This is a genomic window from Chryseobacterium sp. PCH239 (genome assembly GCF_018924625.1).
In the GTDB taxonomy this organism is placed as follows: domain Bacteria; phylum Bacteroidota; class Bacteroidia; order Flavobacteriales; family Weeksellaceae; genus Chryseobacterium; species Chryseobacterium cucumeris.
The window spans coordinates 4,971,507-4,990,051 of sequence record NZ_CP073027.1 but is presented as its reverse complement, the minus strand read 5'-3'; the positions used below and the strand labels follow the sequence as shown (position 1 = coordinate 4,990,051).

Sequence of the window (18,545 nt, the reverse complement as noted above, 5' to 3'; positions counted from 1 at the left end):
TTAAGAAATTCCGTGAAAATACTGATAGAAAATTATAAGAGGGTTTTTATTTTTGGTGTTTACGGAAAGCCGTAATGTATTTATTCACAGAATTATTATATTAGAAATAAATAACCTCAATATATTTTGTCCTGACAATTATACAAGTATTAAAAAACAACAATATGATATTAAAATTACCAAGATTACAAAGAGAAGAAAAAATTGGAAATTCTCTAAAAAAAATATTATAATACATTTAGTTTTAGAAGAAATTGAAAAGGATTTTGAATTAGTTTCATTTCAAAGAGGCAAAACAATTATAAAAGATTCTGATGATATTGAATATTATGTAACAACAAATAAAAATGATATCCCAGAAAATCATGATTTTGTTTTACTTTCAAAAAGTTTTCTCAAAGCTGATGCAGAGAATGGAAATATTATATTTGATAAATGGTTGAAGCATCCATATGATGTAGAATATTTACCAAGTGCTATTACTGATTCCTGGAAAGATACATTTACTTTTAAAGAAGAATATGTAGAAAATAATAGTATTGGTCTACGGAAACCACAAATAGGTGCTATCCATTCAATTTTAGGACATTTAACAAATGCAAATGAAATTGCGACAGTTGTTTTGCCAACAGGTACTGGCAAAACCGAAACTATGTTATCTGTGTTAATTGCTAATAGATGTAATAAACTGCTAGTGACTGTACCTTCAGATGCACTAAGGGGGCAATTGGCTAGTAAATTTTATGATTTAGGTTGGCTAAAAAAAACCGATGTTAATGGAAAGTCTATTGTATCTTTTGATGCTAAATATCCCAAGGTAGGAATATTAAATACAGGGTTTGAAAACGAAGATGAATTAAAGAACTTTCTTGATAAGTGTAATGTTGTCGTCTCTACAATGAATTTATTAACTTCTATGTCTATACAGCAAACAAATATATTAACTGAAGAATGTTCACATCTCTTTGTTGATGAAGCACATCATTCAAAAGCGAAAAGTTGGGATAAATTTATAAAATCTTTCGACAAAAAGAAAGTGGTGTTATATACTGCAACTCCATATAGAAATGATGGACAATTACTTGATGGAAAGATTATATACAATTTTACACTAAAGGAAGCTCAAGAGCAAGGATATTTTAAAGAAATTGATTTTATTCCAATTAGAGAATATGACCAAAAAAGTGCGGATTTAAAATTATCCGAAGTAGCCGTAAATAAATTGAGAGAGGATATTGCAAATGGATATGAACATATCTTAATGGCGAGATGTGAAGATAAAGCTCGTGCTGATGAGGTTTTTGAACTTTATTCAGGATATACAGACTTAAATCCAATAAAAATATATTCCAATTTAAAAGGACAATCTGAGATTAAACAATCAATTATAAATAAACAACATAGAATTATTGTTTGTGTGGATATGCTGGGAGAGGGTTTTGATTTGCCAGAATTAAAGGTAGCAGCATTTCATGACGTAAGAAAAAGTTTACCGATTACTTTACAGTTTGCCGGTAGATTTACACGTACTAATCGAGATAACAATTTAGGTAAAGCTAGCTTTATCGCAAATCTTTATCAACCAAGTTTGAGTGACGAATTGAGTTTGTTGTACGTTAAGGAGTCAAATTGGAATTCGATATTACCATCTTTAAGTTTACAAGCTACTCAAGAGCAGATAGACTTGCAAGAATTTTTATCTGGGTTCAATCATTTAGATCAATCAATCATACCTTTTCAAGATATTCGTCCTGCGTTCAGTTCGGTAGTTTACAAAAATCAAACTAATGATTGGCATCCAATGAATTTTAAAAATGGGATAAAAGGATATGAAAACTATGATTATAAATTCCACGACTTAAACAGAGAAAGAAAAACTTTACTAGTTTTTTTAGGCAATAAAAAAGCTGTTGATTGGGGAAACTTCAAGGATGTTTACAATATTGAGTGGGATATTTATATTGTTTATTGGGAGCAAAGAAATAACTTATTGTTTATACATTCCTCTGACAAGGGAAGTCAATACAAAGAATTAGCTAATGCAGTTATTGGGGAGGGCGCTCTATTAATAAAAGATGAAAATGTCTTCAGAACATTTCACAATATTGATAGAGTTAAGCTTTTCAATTTGGGATTAAGAAAAGGATTAGGTAAAGATATTACATTCCAATCCTATTACGGAAAAGGAGTGCAAGAAGGTCTTTCATTAGCGGAAGAACAATCGGGGATTAATAATAATGTTTTTGGAGTAGGATTTGAAGATGGTGATATGACTTCAATAGGCTGTTCAAGAAAAGGAAGAATCTGGTCTTATTCCCGAGGAACAATTAACCAGTTCTTAGATTGGTGTGATGAAATTGGGACTAAGCTTGTGGACAACAATATTGATCCAAATAACATCCTATTTAGAAATGCTATAAAACCAAATAAATTATCTGTTAAACCTAATGCCTATCCTATTTCTGTAGATTGGAATCATGAAATATACAAGTCAATTGAAGATAAGGTTGTTTTCAGTATTAATGGAAATGAGTTTGACTTATCATGTATAGAACTTAATACTCATAATCCTGAGAATGAGAATTTGTTATCTTTCTCTTTAGACACAGAAACAGACAAAATCACATTTCAGCTAAATCTAAGTGAAACATTGGTTAATGGAAGTAGAATTTTCAGCTTTGCTATTGTTAAAACTTCCCCTACTGATGCAAATGTGAAAATGGGTTCGAAAAATTATACGGTTGTGGAGTTCTTTAATGAGTTTCCACCAAAATTGTGGTTTCATGATGGATCTTTTTTACAAGGAAATGATTATGTGAAATTTAATGAAGAAATCCTTAACTATCCTGCGGAGAATATAGAAGTTTGGGATTGGACAGGTGTAAATCTGAACGATGAGTCGGAAGGATTTACTGATTTAAATAATGAATCAATTCAATATTTTGTATTGAAAAATTAATACAAGAAGATTATGATTTAATTTATAATGATGATAATCGTGGGGAAATTGCTGATATCGTTGCTGTGAAAAATACTGATGATGCAATTATTATAGATTTATATCATTTAAAATTTGCGACTAGAGGGGTGGTTTCTACCGAGATTAAAAATCTATATGAGGTTTGTGGTCAAGCCCAGAAATCTTTAATTTGGAAATATAAAGAAAATGCGGAGTTTTTCAATCACCTGATCAAAAGAGAATATAAAAAGCAAAGAAATGGACAAACTCGTATTAGAAAAGGTGATATAGAACTATTAGAAAAGTTACTTTTTGAAGCCAAATGGAATAAGGAATTAAAATTCAACATTAGCATTGTTCAACCTGGCTTTTCTAGGGATACTGTAACTCAATCAATTCTAAATCTATTAGGTGTTACCTCAAATCATTTGAAAAAAGAAGGAGGTATCAACCTAAGAGTAATAGCAAGTTAATTTTTATAATATATTAATATAGAATCTCGAAAATTAAAATTGTTTAATAAAATCACTTCACAGAATTCCGAAATCCTACAATTTCGGAATTCTTATTCCTTCTAATCATATAAAAAATTAATTAATCGTCAGCAATTTATTTTCCGCTTACTCGAAGTCTCATTGCAAGCTTAAAGAAAAATAATCTTACTTATAAATCCAAAGCCAGAAAGCCTTGCACAGCATAATAAAAACCAATTATATTTTTCTAATTATATCCCCTGTAAGACTGATATAATTAAACATACAAAACGTCGCCACCGCCCCGAAAGTATGCCACAAAAAGTGGGTCCCGAAACTGAACCATTCCCACTTATCAGCAATACGGAAGGTCAGTGCAAAAACAAATGACAACACCGCAAAGCCTACCCATTTGCCAGCCTTCCATTGGGTATAGATCAAATACCTTAGTACCGAGAAAACTACCAATGAAGCCATGATGGCATAATTGACGTTGATAAAAAGAGAAGGGTTATCTGCCAAAATCCAGTTTCTCAAACCCACCATAAGTGCTGTATATACCAGAACCAGAACAACAGCATAGTACCATCGGGTACTCTGCGCTATAAAATAAAATCCGGCAGACAAACAGAGCAGCATAATAGGCAGCCAATCCATCATGATAAATACCGGCCATTGCCTGAAAGAATGGTAAACCGTTCCCCCTATGGCACCAATATATAATAATACCAGGCAGTAGGTTAAAAAAGGATGTTTTTTAAAATTACCTTTCATTTTAAAGGTCCAGAAAATAGCGATGGCTAAAAATAATAGAGCTGTTATTGCATTGAAGGGCTCAGGGAAAAACTGAGTCATATCTGTTTCCTTATATAACAGGCCTCCGTCCGGAGGTATTAGGTTTATTGGCATTGTCTTTTTTTATATTATTTACAGGCATGTTCTAGAGTGTACAATACAAACACAAGCCATTTTTCTAACCATTAGTAAAACATATACTTACTTATTATAAATATAGAAAAAATTATGGCATTGTACTCCGGGATGCCACATTATATTTTTATTAAGCACCCCTTCTACTCTATCTAAAGAAGCTAAAGCTGAAACCTTTATCAATTCTGTTTGCTGATCAATCAAACATCGCTTGCAAAAATACTGGCCGATAAATGTCTTGTCAGAGAAGCATAACTTTGCAGCACAAATTCTCTATACCTCTGTACCACTTTTAATTGTGGCGTTTTTGCAGTTCATCAGGTATTTTTAATTAAGATTTGTTTTCAAAATTTTAAGTTTTTTTAAATACCACATCTTTGCAGATATGGTGTTTGAGGCACGGCGCTTGCAAAGTTCATAGTACCAATTTAAAATATAAAAATATGAACAACGAGAAAACAGTTTCAGTATTAAATGATTTACTGAACATTACCAACGACAGAATTCAGGGCTTTTCAAAAGTGGAAGACAAAGTATGGGATGAGTATCCACAGCTGAGAGCAGATTATGATACCATGGTAGCCCAGTCTCACAAGATGAAAAACGAATTGAGCAATCTGATTACAGAAAGAGGAGGCACACCGGATCAATCCGGATCAGCTGCGGGAGCTATCCACAGAGCATGGATTGATGTTAAAAATTCTTTTGCCACAGATACAGCCGGCTCTACGTTAGGAAATGTTGTATATGGTGAAAATGCTGCTATAGATGCTTATCAGGATGCTTTAGACAGCGGTGATCTTTGCCCGGAAAGTTCCAGAGTGGTACTGGATCAGCTTCATCAGCTCAAGGCTTCTCATGATAAATTTGAAGTTCTTGAAGATTTAAAAAAGTAGATATCCTCTTTCTCATGAGGTAAGTTTTTTATTTAATCATCACACAACAATCGTACGTTGTAATCGGAGGTCACAGACCTTCCGATACTTAACACAAAAAACAGTACTATGTCAAAGAAAATCGCAATACTGGCCACACATGGCTTTGAAGAGAGTGAATTAAGCTCACCAAAAGAATATCTTGAACAACAGGGATGGACCGCCCACATCGTAAGTCCTGAAGCGGGAAGCATTAAAGCATGGGCAGAAAAAGACTGGGGTAAGGAATATCCTGTAGATCAAACGCTGGACAATGCAGCTGCTTCAGATTATGATGCGCTGGTATTACCGGGAGGCGTTATTAATCCCGATCAGCTGAGAACCAATGAAAAAGCACTCACCTTTGTAAAAGATTTTTTTGCCCAGCATAAACCTGTAGCAGCCATTTGCCACGGACCGCAGGTACTGATCAACGCGGGTGTGGTAGAAGGAAGGAATCTGACTTCCGTTAACTCCGTCAGCCAGGATCTAAAAAATGCCGGTGCACACTGGGAAGACAGCGAGGTGGTAGTAGATGCCGGACTCGTGACGAGCAGAACACCAAAAGATCTTCCTGCCTTTAATGCCAAAATGGTAGAAGAGATCAGGGAAGGAAAACATACAGAACAAACGCTCTGAAACAAATAAAGTCTGGCTCTGCCAGGCTTTTTCTTTTCATCAAACATTTATATGCCTAAAAAGTACCACATTTCTATCTTATGGCAAAAAAATTGTAATTATTAAAATCAAATCACAATCGTATGAACAATATAGTAAAAATTACATTGGCTCTTGCAGCAGGAAGTTCTTTGCTTTATATGGGCCTGCGAAAGAAAGGCAAGAAAAGCAAAGTATATCTTGCCCCTGACGGAAACACTTATAAAGAAAACCAGATTTACCGGACTTACGATAATAAGCTTTATAAGAACGGCAAGGAGTTTCATTATCCAGTGCCCAAGTTAGAGGATGATCAGTCTTTCAATAAAAATTACAGTACTACCACTGATACCATTTATTCAAATTATAAAACTGATCATAAAAGCACACAATACCACCATAAAGGTTTAAGACATCAATAAAGTGAAGCCGCCACTACACCACAACACTAACCACAAAAAATAATATTATGAGAAATCTATTATGGCTTGTTGCAGTCATCTGCATCGCTGTCTGGCTACTGGGAATGCTCGGAATCATTCCCGGTATGGACACAGGAAGCTTAATCCACACACTCTTGGTTGTTGCCATTATTGTTGTTCTGATCAATATTTTTACCGGCAGAAAACCTCTTAATTAAAAACAAAAAATCAGAGCAGAAATAATCTGCTCTGATAGGTATTTAATTAGCAACTATTTAAGCTCTTTTCAGAACCTTTTATGATTTATCTGAAAAAACAACATCTTTCTCTGTTAGTGTTTTTTCAGTCTTATGATTCACATACACAGGTATACCGCCTACCCAGGTTTCCAATACCGGAATGTCTCTCATTTTCATATACTGTAATGAAGGTGTATTCAATGAAAGAGGATCCTGTTCCAAAATAACGAAATCAGCAAAGTATCCTTCATTTAACGATCCTACCCATTTATCTGCATAACACTGCCAGGCAGCATCATAAGTAACGGCAATTAAGGCCTGCTCCGGGGTAATACGTTCCGCGCTGTTTAAGACCTCAATATCGTTTGGATTTTTTTCCATGATTCTGGTAATGGATTGTTCCATCATTCTCAGAGGACCTAATGGACTCACCTCATTGTCGCTGTGAAGGGTAATTCTCATACCGGCAGCAAGCGTTGAACCACAAAGATCAAGCATTTGTGCTTTTTCCCCGAATATTACTTCTTTAAAAGCATAGCCCCAGTAGCCTACGTGGCCGATCAGGAAACTTGGAGATACTCCCATTTGAAGCATATTGGTAATTTGCTCTGATGTCAGCAGTGAACAGTGCTCAATACGGTTACGAAGCTCCGGACCTCTATATTGAGCCAAACTACGCTGATAAGCATTAATGGCAAATGTTACTGCCTGATCTCCATTAGCATGAACCATCAGCGGCCAGCCTTTTACAGCGACCACGCTGTTGATTAATGTATTATAGTTCGGAGGAATCGTATGGGCCGGAATACCTGTCTGCGGAAAATTAAATACCCCTGTGTTGTTCGCAGGATTACACAGATAAGGAGCGCTCTGATAACCTGTCAATCCCTGGTTGGAACCATCTGAAACCACTTTAATATGCCCGTAATATACAGGTTTATAGTGCTCCGGTTCTTTATAAGGTTCCAGTTTATCAACATCTTCCTGGCTGGAACACAGATAAGCGCCTCCTGTTCTTACGCGTTCCGGGTGAGTCTCGAAGTATTTGGTTAACAGTACTTCTGAACCTTTATTCAGTCCGGCATCATACATAAAAGTAACCCCTCTTGAATTGGCTGTATTGAAAAGATTGGTAAGATATCTGTTAATCTCTATGCTCATCGCAATGATCTGCAGCTTTACCGTCTTCAATGCAGGAGTCATTTGTAAGCCTTCCTGCAGCTGACCTTTGGTCTCAGCAATATAATTTTCAACGGTTTTATACTCAGTACTGATATCGGAATTATGTTTAAATACATATTCCAGCGCCTTGGTATTCAGATAAAGTGTATGCATAGAAGCACTTAACAACATCATCGGTGTCCTATGATTAATACTGTCAAGTAGTATATTATCGATGGTTATTAACTCTTTTTTACCATCTTTTTCCTTAAAAGGCATTAATGAAGGGTCTAGACCTCTCCCTAAAATAACAGCCCCCGGAATTTTAGGAACATGATTGTTGATGATGGTCCCTACAGAGGTCAGGTCATAAACAGCCTTTAAATTCTGTCCTTCAAAAGGGCTCAGATCCAGCCAGCCCTGCATCATTGCTGTTGGAACCATATGAACATGGGGTTCTATCAGCCCCGGAAGTAAAGTTTGAGTACCGGCTAGTTCTTTTCTTTGAAACCCTTGAAAATGCTGCTTCATATACTCTTCTACCTGATCTTTTGTACCGGTCACCACTACTTTTCCATCAGCGATCCCAACAGATTCAACGGTAGCTGTTGATCCTCCAATCATAGGACGGATGATTCCTCCGCATACCATCAGAGTTTGTGGTTTTTCGTGGGTGGCTTTTCCGGAACCCGGATTTATTTTGGTCAAATTTTCTGCACTGAAAAGTTCTTCTTTAAGAACATCCAAAACAGGATTGTGGCAAGAGCAATGAGTACAGCCCTGCGTGTGATTGTGTGATTTTTCCATGGGAATAATTGGATTTAAGGATTGTGTGTAAGCTTAATTTTGGTTGTATTGATTTTGAATTATGCTTTATTTTGATATACATAGAACTACAGGCCTCTCATCAGATGAGGCCTATTGATAATTTTAAATTAAAAGGATTTTTTAAGGTTCTATGTCAGGTTGAATTCGGGAAGGGTAATAAATTTCATATATTTTCATGTTTTAGTTTATTTTATAAAAATAATAAAAATATTCATTCAAAATATTTTTTATCACTAAATGTTGATTAAATTCACATCTCTAAAATTTTAATTTACAGCACGTTCCTGTTTAATTCACAATTCTCTATTGGTATTTTCCAATACCTCACCATGCACTGTATCTCAAGATTTTTGACTTGAAAACATCATCAATTTCTTTTCACTCTTGTGAAATAACATATAAAATATCAACTCCAGAAGTCTTTAAATGATTACATTAGCAAAGAATTAAAATGTGCTGAGATTTCTATGAAAAATATGTTCTGTGTATTGCTCCTTTCAATGGTACAGCCTGTACTGGCACAAACCAAATTAGAAAAAGCAATTACCAATCTTGAGGATCATTACGAGCAGGAAAAAGTATATGTACTTACGGACAAACCGCAATATGCAGCTGGTGATAAAATCTGGTTCAAAAGTTTTGTATTTGACGGATATAACCGTTCTGAATTATCCACTACGCTTTTTGTTGAGCTGTATAATTCTGATAAAAAATTAATAGACTGGAAAACGGTACTTCTTACGAATGGTGAAGGCAGCGGAGATTTTCAACTGAAAGAAGATCTTCCCGAACAGGTTTATTTTGTAAGAGCTTACACCCCTTACATGACCAATTTTAATGAGGATTTCCAAATTGTCAAAACAATTCCGGTTTACAATCCAAACTCTACAGAATCATTGGTAATCTCTAAAAGTTCTGATTGGTCTGCCAAGGTCTTCCCGGAAGGCGGAACTTTCATTAACGGTATGCCTACAAAGTTTGCTGTAAGATTATCTTCCAATTCTTCTCTGCCGGAAAACTGGTCCGGAAAAATTATAGACAGCCAAAACCCCAACACTCCTGTTACTACATTCAAATCTTTTGATAAAAATGTCGCTTCTTTTAAGATAACTCCGGCATCCGGAAAGAAATATCAGGCCATTATTCAGGACAATGCAGGAAAAAGTCATACAATAGATCTACCACAAGTTGCCGACAGCGGCCTGAATATAGAGGTTTCAAGCTCTAAAGAAGGGATAAAGTACAATTTAAAAGTTGTCAATCTCAAACAACAGCTTCAGGGTTATAAAATTATTGGACTGATCAACAACCATCTTGCTTACAGAGCCAATATCAACCACCTGACGAATGAGGCATCAAGCCTTATTCCTACAAAAATCAGTAGTGGTGCCAACGGTATCCTGCAATTGGTTATTCTTGATGAACAGGACAATGTGGTGGCACAGAGGCTTTGCTTTATAAAACCTGGTAATTTAAAGGTTGAGAAAGCAGAAATAGTAGGTCAGAGTTTAAAACCAACACCAAGAGCTTTCAACAGTATTGATCTTTCTCCGGAATCTTATTTCAAAAATTATACAGTTGTGGTAAGCGAAGATAATGGTAACCCAACTCCTGAAGAAGACAATATTCTGAGCGGGCTCTGGCTAACGGGAGATTTTACCACAAGAATAGACAGCCCTGCACAATACTTCGCTAAGAATGCCAACACTGAAGCTTTGGATGCACTTCTTATTTCAGAAAACTGGAAAAGATTCGACTGGAATGCTGTACTCAGCGGAACTGTACCCGCCATTAAAACCCAATCTCAAAAATACCTTTCTTACAGAGTAAAACCTATTAAAAATAATGCTCTGCTGCCCAACACGAGTATCAATTTATTATCAAAATCTGGTCAAAGCCAGCCTGTATTCAGCCAATTCAAAACAGATCAAAACGGATATATCTATTTAAATAACCTCAATAATGATGAACCGCTGGAAGTTTCAGCCTTTGTCAATTCAGAAAATAAAGAATCAGGGAATCAGGATTTGTTTGTCACCATAGAACCGTTAGTCACACCTTCCCCATTTAAGGGCAATTTCCCGGCTACAAAATATACATTGGTAAAAGCTGATAAAAATAAAACTCTTCCTCCAACTATTTCCAGAGCCATCAATACGCAAAAAAATATAAAAAAGAAAGAGAGTAATGATATACAAATTCAGGAAGTTGCTTTAGTTGGAAAAAAGAAAGATGCGAAGGCAGATCTTGATAAACAACTTTCCAGCGGAATGTTCAGTTCTGTCAATTCTACTGTATTTGATTTCGTGAATGAAGACCAGCATACGTCAGGATACACCAATATTTTAGACTGGCTGCAGGGAAAAGCTGCCGGCCTGACATTTCAGAGAAATAATTCAGGAGCCAACGTTCCTTATATCCGGGGACAGCAAGCCAAGCTCTTTTTAGATGAAATAGCTACCGATCCCAGCATGATCTCCACTCTTCCCATCAACAATATTGCGATGGTAAAAATCATCAAAGGATCAGGATTGGTAGGTGATGCCGTAGCCATCTACACAATGAAGGGCAATATGCAGGCTAAAAGCAACGAAAAAGAAGTAAAAAAGAACAACTCATCCATCATCAAGGGTTATGATAAACCTTCAGAATTCCCTATTGAAATGATAGATAATGATGCTCCTGAAAAAATTGAAAATGATACGCGTGAGACACTGTACTGGAATCCTAATTTATTTGACAGTGATTATGTTCCGCCAAGAATTAAATTTTTCAATAACGACAGCGCCAAACAATTTAAAGTGTTGATCATAAGCTTTGATGAAGACGATAATATTCTTTATGACCAGCAGGTTTTAAAATAAACATATGGGACAAGTTATATTTAGCTTGTCCCTTTTTATTACTTTATTATTAAAAACATCTCATTACAAGCGGCTCTTAGCAAGGAGGTCCTACCCATTTATTGCTCCAGTTGATGAATAAGATTTTTTATTTCAGGCGGGCTTAGCTCTGTTTTTGTTTCTGTTTTTAAAATATGCTTTAAAATTGTAATATGGGCTGCTTTTAAAGCATCTTTAGCTCTCTCTGCTACCGCAAGAAAGGATTCGTGCGGTAGCAGAGAAATGTTATAGATATGGATGATACCTGTCTTACATGCGGTGAAAAACAATAAAAAAACATCATCTTTCAAAAGAAAATCCCAAATATTCCGTTTAATTCTTAAATTTGGCTTATGCGAAAGAATCTTTATTTCATCTTTATATTATCTACGCTTACCAGCTGCTATACCTATCAGGTAAAAAAGCCAGTGGATCCGGCTGTGGCAGCTAACAATAATCAAGGCCCTAAAAAGAATACCGATATAGCGAATAATACTTCTTCTCAAATGATGGGGACAACTACTGCCGCTCCAAACATGAATGCACAACCAGCCCCTGCACCGGTGAATGTTCAGGAAAAACTGGCTGCCGGTAAAAATGTCAGAATTGAAGTAGACAACAAGAGCTATAAAGTCATTGTTGACCGTTGGGAAGGAGACAGTCTGGTAGCACACCCTGTTCGCAATGCTAAAAAAAGTCTGAAATTCCATAAGAATCAGATCAATAGTGAGAGAATTGCAGAAAAACGATTTTCGCAGCCTATTGCTGATATTCTTACCGTTACGGCTTATGCCGCCATTGGGGTAGGAATCTATCTCCTGGTCAAATAGGTCCCAACCAAAAAAGTCTGAAAATTGACAGAATAAAAAAACTCGAATTAAAATATAGCAAAATAGACTGCCTTGTTGAGACAGTCTATTTTATTATACGTATTTTGTTGTTTAAGGCCAGATCACCCCGGATTGTTTAGGGCTTGTCCATGGTTTTCCTGCAGGGCTTGTTCCAGGATGGGCAGCAAGACAGTCACTTACCCATGTAGCACCTACGGCATGAGATTTCACTTTTTTTACAGAGCAATAGGTAGTTCCGAAGTTATCTTTATACAGCTGATAGTTGGGATAAGCTCCTTTAGCAACTAACTCTTCATCATTAAGAAATTCAACGTCATCACTTACCTCAGCCGGATAATCTACAACCGCACCCAGAACCCATGCTATGGAATCTCTGTTGTTACCAGCCACCAGACTTGGCGGAGGACTGAGTGTAATCTTGATGGAAGATTTAGAATGGTCTACAGAGTAGGAAGAAGAATACGTAGATTCTTTAACGCTTGCCAACGGAATTCCTAAGAAAGAAAGCGTGGCTGAAGAAGATTGCTCAAAAGTTTTCTGAATACTTTTATAATCTTCACCTGTTACCGTGATCTCTACAGTAGGATAATTGGAAATCGCTACTCCATTCAGTAACCCGAAAGGTCCTTCCGGTCCGAATTTCATCCCCGGATCGGGAGAAAACTTATATCCTGAGATATTCTCTTTGTCTGCGCTATTAATCTGCGCTTTACGGATAGGGTCAAACCACGCCCAGTACATATTGCTGGCAATATTAAAGTCTTTGGGTCCAAAGTTCACAAGCGTAACTCCCGTAAACATCATCGAGATCTGGATGGAGTTTTTGCTGATTGCAATATCTTCACTGAAATAATTGGCATTCCCCCCAATTCCTAAGGTAAAGAAATCAAAGATAGGAATAGAAAAACCAGTCTTCCCTTCTACGGAAACACTGAAACGGCTTTCAGATTCACGGGTCACTTGCATATCAATCTGAGCGGTCTGAGAAGTATTTTTAAGCCCGTTTAAAATTTCGTTAAGCGGAGTGGTCACCTCAAAAGCCGGTAAAATACTATCGTCATTCAATAGCAGTCCGCCATTTTCTTTTTTAGGGTTCTGTACATTCTTCAATGCTTTGGAAAGGTAACCATTATTCATCGTTACATTGTTCTGTAATGATATCGTAGCGCCCAGTGCATCCAGATAATTGGCTAAGACAGGGAGAATAGGCTTACCGCTTGCCGGGGTCTTATTCAGTAGCGCATCAAGGTTATCACTCTTCTGAATCTGGTATAAAGTAGTGGAAGGATTCGCCCATTCCGTAGCTATTTTATCCATAATGATATCAATAGGCTGCATGGTCTCGGTAGCAGGAGGAAGCGTATTATAAGCCGCTACCCAGGCATTGAGTAAAGCCATTTGCTGATCTGTAGCTCTTGTATGGGCATCATTCAGGACAGCAGTATCTTGTACAGATAAAGAATAATTGACTTTTGAGAACGCATCAATAAAATAATTGGTAAACACCTGATCCAGCTGCACTGGTTCAGTATTGGCTCTAAGGTTGGAAGAGATCCAGTCGTAAGTTTTCTTATTAAACTTCAGATTAGAAGGGTCCTGCCAGTAATAAGGAAAATTTCCTTTTCCGTTAATGGTGATCGCAGACAGTTTTGTACTTAAAACACTGGAAAGAATATCATTAGCTCTGTCTTTCAGTTCTGTAATAATTTGTGATGCTTCTACAAAGGGAGCAACATTTTCTGGATTTTTCATGATAATAATATTGATATGGTTCCTACTCTTTTCTTGGCTTTTCGGATGCTGCCGTTGTTCAGGGTTTTGAAGCTTCTTTTGAACATACCAAAGTAACGGCGAAAAAAGAGCGAATTTCAGAGTATAAGTTTCCGATTTTGAAGCCAAGTATTTGTACTGTAGACGATAGGCATTTGTACGTATAAAAAAGAATTCATTATTTTAAACATCAACATCTGGGAAAATCTGTTTCATCCGTGGGAAAAATAAATCTTCTATAATTTAATTTTTAAAGATCAGACCACTAGGTAAATAGCTTAAATAAATTCTATATTTGAAAACCAATCAACACCTATCTCACACCATGAAAGATATTCAACATGACATCAAACTCAGGCCGACTGTAGTGGAAGATTTAGAAACTCTTTTTCAGTTTCAGCTTGATGATGAAGCCAATCATCTGGCAGCATTTACATCAAAAGATTCTACCAATAAAGAAGCCTATATCGCCAAGTTCACCAAACTACTGGCTGATCCCACCATCAACAACCAAACGATCATTGCCGGTACAGTGATTGTTGGAAGTATAGCCAAGTTTATCATGGAAGATGATGTCGAAATCACTTATTGGATTGACAAAAATTTCTGGGGAAAAGGTATTGCCACAACCGCTCTAAAAGATTTTCTCACAATAGAAACTACAAGACCAATTTTTGGACGGGTTGCCTTTGATAATCTGGGTTCACAAAAGGTTTTGGAAAAATGTGGTTTTATAAAAATCGGTACCGATAAAGGGTTTGCCAATGCCAGACAAACGGAAATTGAGGAGTTTATTTACAGACATGACTAACTATTGACTCATTAGCCAAAAAAATGTTCATTCATCTCATTAATTACCGTTTCTATTCCTTCTTTTCTCAACCATTCATACTCAGAAGTTGCCAGTGCACCAGCAATATAATGAAGCTGCTCTCTGTTGTCTGTGGCGGCTTCATACACAATATCAGCTATGGTTTCAGGAGTATCACGTTTTGAGGATGAATCGGCTCTCATGGCTGTTATATATTGATTAAAAATAGACTGGTAATCCGGATGCGAAACCATTTGTGCATTATTTCCGAAATTGGTCTGCATATAAGCAGGAACTACTGTTTTAATCTTAATATTCCACTCTTTCAGTTCATAGCTCATTCCTTCAGACCACTTTTCCAATGCAGATTTTGTGGCAGCATATACGGAAACAAACGGGTAAGGAATATTGGCAGTAGATGATGTTACCGTAATAATTGTTCCATTTTTTCTGGCTCTTAAATAAGGAAGAAATGACTTTGTCACCAGTAGTGTTCCTAAGAAATTGGTATTGATCTGGCTGGCAAGTTGTTCATCCTCAATTCCTTCAAAAGGTCCCATAAGTCCGTAAGCAGCATTATTAAGGACTACGTCTACCGGACCTATTTTTTCTGCTTCTGAAGCAATTTCTGAAATCTGTTTCGAATCGCTGATATCTAATTTCAGGAGATGAATGTTAGACCATTCTGTAAGTTCAGTTTCTTTTTCAGGATATCGCATTGCTGCAATTACCGTCCAGCCTTTTGATGCAAACAGTTTGGAGGTGGCTTTTCCCAGTCCTGATGAAGCGCCGGTAATGAAAATTGTTGGGTTCATTTTTTATTGTTTTAGATTGATATTGCAAAGTTGCAACGATAAAAAAAGAACCTGTTTACCATTTGGTAAAAAGCATCTTACCTGATATTTTTCCTGATTCTGCTTAATGACTGCTGCGTGATTCCAAGATAAGAAGCGATATAGGACAAAGGAATACGATTGACCAATGTGGGGTATTTTTCCATAAATTCCAGATAGCGGGTGGTGGCATCCTGAGAGACTAACGGGCTTACTCTTTCCAGCTTTTGGGCAAGGGCTTTATTGGTCACTTTTTGAATAATATTTTCCCAGTCGATAATGGTATCTGAAATTTCTTTCCAATCCTGATTAGAAAACACAAGAAGTTTACAATCCGTAGCAGCCTGAATATATTCTGTGGAAGGCACATTTTTCAGATTGAAGAGCAAATGTTTTTCTTCAATAAAGATCTTGGTAATTTCTTCTCCTTTATTGTTATAATAGCAGATACGAATGATTCCGTCAAGAATAAAACCTACCTGCCTGAGGACTTTTCCTGCTTCTGCAAAATACTCATCTTTGCTTAGCTCAACCTCTTTTGCTTTGCTTGTGATGAGGTCTATTTGCTGCTGGTTCAAATGACCAAACTGCAGAATAAATTCTATAAACTCTTTCATAACAACAAAGTTAGCCATTATCATTTGGGTGTATTTACCATTTGGTAAAAAATGACATCATTAAAATGACTGTAGCGCTATTCTTTAAAATCTGTGGATGAGGAAAGTTCCTTCCAATATTGTATCTGTTCTGAAGACATTAAACTGTCCGTCATTTTTGGGAAAATCGCCTGATAAAGCTTCCTATTTATTCCTGTAAAACTCATCAAGTGTCTCGGTAGTTTTTGCCATAGCCTTTATTTTCCCGGTAAAATTTATACCTCTAAATGCATATCAATAAAACATTGTAATGCTCTTGACTGTGGTCCGTCTTTTCTGAAAACAAGAATGGTATTCATCGTTCCCAGCTGCTTATTCAGTTTATAGGTCTTAATGCCTCTTCCGGCATAATATTTAGTAACCACTTCTTCCGGCAATATGCTGACTCCCAATCCTGCTTCCACAAAGTTGATGACTCCTTCAATGGAATTCAGAACTGTACTTTTGTAGTTAAGAATTCCTTTGTGGCTTAACCAGGATTCTAATCTTTCTCTGAAAATACATCCTTCATCAAATACCACTATTTTTAAGGGTTCTTTATCCATCAACGTCTGCAGATCCGGACCTTTTGAGGAAGCCAGAATCACAAGCTGTTCTTCCTTAATGCAGATTTTTTCCAGTCCTTTGGCATTCACTGGAGCAGAAACAAAGGCAGCATCCAGGTTGTAATTCAAAACATCAGACAACACTGAATCTCTGGTATCTGATTTGAATTCAAGCTCAATATCAGGAAATTTTTCATCAAAAGTATGGAGGATTTCCGGAACTTTCAGCGCCATGGTTGTTTCTATACAGCCTATTTTCAGACATCCTCTGATATTATCACCACTCCGGATATTATTTTTTGCTTCTTCCACCAAATGTTGAATCTGTTTTGAATACTGCATCAGGATCATCCCTTCAGAAGTAAGCTCTACCCTTCTGGATGTACGGGAGAAAAGCTTTGTATCAAACTCATCCTCAAGATTTTTTATTCTTGCCGTAACGTTTGACTGAACCGTAAACATCACAGAAGCAGCCTTTGTAAAACTTCCCGTTTCAGCTACGGCTTCAAATATTTTTAAATCATTAATATTCATCTTAATCAATCATTATTAGTGATTCAATTCATTACAATTAATCGTTTTTAATAATCAAATATCCGTATTAATTTTGGACTATCAAAAAAAATAAATGAAAATAAATTCAAGACCATTCATTGCAGGTGTATCAGTTGTCCTTTTCACTGGCACTATGACAATAGCATAAAACAATCAAAATTATATGTAAATAATCACATTATGAAAAATCAACCTGTTCACTACCGCAACATCAAAGTAAATGATTTAAATCTGTTTTACAGAGAAGCAGGTCCGGCCAATGCGCCTACGATACTTCTTTTACACGGCTATCCTACCTCATCTCATATGTTCAGAAATCTGATCCCGATTTTAAGCAAAAAATACCATGTCATAGCACCGGATCTACCGGGATTCGGTTATTCTGACGCTCCTGATCATAAGGAGTTCTCTTATACCTTCGACAATCTTGCAGCAACCGTACAGGCATTTGTAGAAAAGCTGGATATGAAACGTTTTGCTATTTACATCTTTGATTACGGCGCTCCGGTAGGTTTACGTCTCGCGATGAACAATCCTGAGAAAATTACAGGGATCATTTCACAAAACGGAAATGCATATGAAGAAGGATTAAGCAGTGAATGGAATCCGATCCAAAAATACTGGTATGACACAACGGAAGCCAACCGTCTTGCATTAAAAGGTTTTGTTTCCAAAGAAGTTACTTTGTTTCAGTACCAGCATGGTGTGTCTGATCCTTCTTTGATTGCTCCGGAAGCCTATACCCTTGATCAAAAATTCCTTGACCGACCTGGAAATATTGAAATCCAGCTGGATCTGGTTAAAGATTACAGAACCAATGTGGCTTTATATCCAAAATTCCATAAATATTTCAGAAAGCATCAGCCCAAATTATTACTGGTATGGGGGAACAAAGATCCCTATTTCCTACCTGCAGGAGCTGAAGCTTATAAAAAAGATCTGCCGGAAGCCAAATTAAAATTTTATGACACCGGACATTTTGCCCTGGAAACGAATGCGGAAGAAATAGGTGCTGAAATCTTTGAATTCATGGGAACATTACCTCGATAGTGGCTATAA

At 36.6% G+C, this 18,545-nt stretch carries 17 protein-coding genes; 10 read left to right on the top strand and 7 right to left on the bottom strand.

Features of this window, described 5'->3' with window-relative positions; translation table 11 throughout:
• The first annotated feature begins 55 nt into the window (after positions 1-55).
• The gene (locus KBP46_RS22895) at positions 56-2,959 is read left to right on the top strand and encodes a DEAD/DEAH box helicase (RefSeq protein WP_253297302.1); all 2,904 of its coding nucleotides are present in this window, start codon (positions 56-58) and stop codon (positions 2,957-2,959) included.
• A gap of 65 nt (positions 2,960-3,024) precedes the next feature.
• Entirely contained in the window at positions 3,025-3,432 is a 408-nt protein-coding gene (locus KBP46_RS23980) for a hypothetical protein (RefSeq protein ID WP_253297120.1), read from the top strand.
• A gap of 237 nt (positions 3,433-3,669) precedes the next feature.
• Here the strand turns inward: KBP46_RS23980 and KBP46_RS22890 are convergent, their stop codons facing one another.
• Positions 3,670-4,341 (bottom strand): hypothetical protein, encoded by a 672-nt coding sequence (locus tag KBP46_RS22890; RefSeq protein WP_216444275.1) that lies wholly within the window; start codon positions 4,339-4,341, stop codon positions 3,670-3,672.
• Between the two features lie 464 nt (positions 4,342-4,805).
• Here KBP46_RS22890 and KBP46_RS22885 point away from each other — a divergent pair, with 464 nt between their 5' ends.
• The 4 genes from KBP46_RS22885 to KBP46_RS22870 all read left to right on the top strand — a co-directional run bounded on the left by KBP46_RS22885 (position 4,806) and on the right by KBP46_RS22870 (position 6,573).
• A complete protein-coding gene (locus tag KBP46_RS22885; RefSeq protein WP_120231721.1) occupies positions 4,806-5,258 on the top strand; it encodes a PA2169 family four-helix-bundle protein in 453 nt (150 codons plus the stop codon).
• Between the two features lie 108 nt (positions 5,259-5,366).
• A complete protein-coding gene (locus KBP46_RS22880) occupies positions 5,367-5,915 on the top strand; it encodes a type 1 glutamine amidotransferase domain-containing protein (RefSeq protein ID WP_216444274.1) in 549 nt (182 codons plus the stop codon).
• Between the two features lie 122 nt (positions 5,916-6,037).
• Positions 6,038-6,355, top strand: a complete 318-nt coding sequence (locus KBP46_RS22875) for a hypothetical protein (RefSeq protein WP_216444273.1) — start codon at positions 6,038-6,040, stop codon at positions 6,353-6,355.
• Between the two features lie 47 nt (positions 6,356-6,402).
• Positions 6,403-6,573 carry a lmo0937 family membrane protein gene (locus KBP46_RS22870; protein ID WP_047433678.1) on the top strand — a complete coding sequence of 57 codons (171 nt, stop codon included), beginning with the start codon at positions 6,403-6,405 and terminating at the stop codon, positions 6,571-6,573.
• Between the two features lie 78 nt (positions 6,574-6,651).
• Here KBP46_RS22870 and KBP46_RS22865 read toward each other — a convergent pair whose 3' ends face one another.
• Positions 6,652-8,562 (bottom strand): amidohydrolase, encoded by a 1,911-nt coding sequence (locus KBP46_RS22865; RefSeq protein ID WP_216444272.1) that lies wholly within the window; start codon positions 8,560-8,562, stop codon positions 6,652-6,654.
• Positions 8,563-9,050: 488 nt separating this feature from the next.
• On the opposite strand from KBP46_RS22865, the gene KBP46_RS22860 reads away from it, so the two are divergent.
• A complete protein-coding gene (locus KBP46_RS22860; protein ID WP_216444271.1) occupies positions 9,051-11,447 on the top strand; it encodes a hypothetical protein in 2,397 nt (798 codons plus the stop codon).
• A gap of 98 nt (positions 11,448-11,545) precedes the next feature.
• Here KBP46_RS22860 and KBP46_RS22855 read toward each other — a convergent pair whose 3' ends face one another.
• Entirely contained in the window at positions 11,546-11,776 is a 231-nt protein-coding gene (locus KBP46_RS22855) for a hypothetical protein (protein WP_062671936.1), read from the bottom strand.
• Positions 11,777-11,818: 42 nt separating this feature from the next.
• On the opposite strand from KBP46_RS22855, the gene KBP46_RS22850 reads away from it, so the two are divergent.
• Positions 11,819-12,295, top strand: coding sequence for a hypothetical protein (locus tag KBP46_RS22850; protein ID WP_062671938.1), 477 nt, complete (start codon positions 11,819-11,821; stop codon positions 12,293-12,295).
• A gap of 111 nt (positions 12,296-12,406) precedes the next feature.
• On the opposite strand, the gene KBP46_RS22845 is transcribed toward KBP46_RS22850, so the two are convergent.
• A complete protein-coding gene (locus tag KBP46_RS22845) occupies positions 12,407-14,068 on the bottom strand; it encodes a lamin tail domain-containing protein (RefSeq protein WP_216444270.1) in 1,662 nt (553 codons plus the stop codon).
• Between the two features lie 343 nt (positions 14,069-14,411).
• On the opposite strand from KBP46_RS22845, the gene KBP46_RS22840 reads away from it, so the two are divergent.
• Entirely contained in the window at positions 14,412-14,897 is a 486-nt protein-coding gene (locus tag KBP46_RS22840) for a GNAT family N-acetyltransferase (protein ID WP_216444269.1), read from the top strand.
• A gap of 11 nt (positions 14,898-14,908) precedes the next feature.
• Here the strand turns inward: KBP46_RS22840 and KBP46_RS22835 are convergent, their stop codons facing one another.
• From KBP46_RS22835 to KBP46_RS22825, 3 genes are all read right to left on the bottom strand, one after another.
• Positions 14,909-15,712, bottom strand: a complete 804-nt coding sequence (locus KBP46_RS22835; RefSeq protein WP_216444268.1) for an SDR family oxidoreductase — start codon at positions 15,710-15,712, stop codon at positions 14,909-14,911.
• Positions 15,713-15,789: 77 nt separating this feature from the next.
• The gene (locus KBP46_RS22830; protein WP_062671945.1) at positions 15,790-16,347 is read right to left on the bottom strand and encodes a Crp/Fnr family transcriptional regulator; all 558 of its coding nucleotides are present in this window, start codon (positions 16,345-16,347) and stop codon (positions 15,790-15,792) included.
• A gap of 254 nt (positions 16,348-16,601) precedes the next feature.
• Positions 16,602-17,465, bottom strand: coding sequence for a LysR family transcriptional regulator (locus KBP46_RS22825; RefSeq protein ID WP_216444267.1), 864 nt, complete (start codon positions 17,463-17,465; stop codon positions 16,602-16,604).
• Between the two features lie 201 nt (positions 17,466-17,666).
• On the opposite strand from KBP46_RS22825, the gene KBP46_RS22820 reads away from it, so the two are divergent.
• A complete protein-coding gene (locus KBP46_RS22820) occupies positions 17,667-18,536 on the top strand; it encodes an alpha/beta fold hydrolase (RefSeq protein WP_216444266.1) in 870 nt (289 codons plus the stop codon).
• Positions 18,537-18,545: the final 9 nt, after the last annotated feature.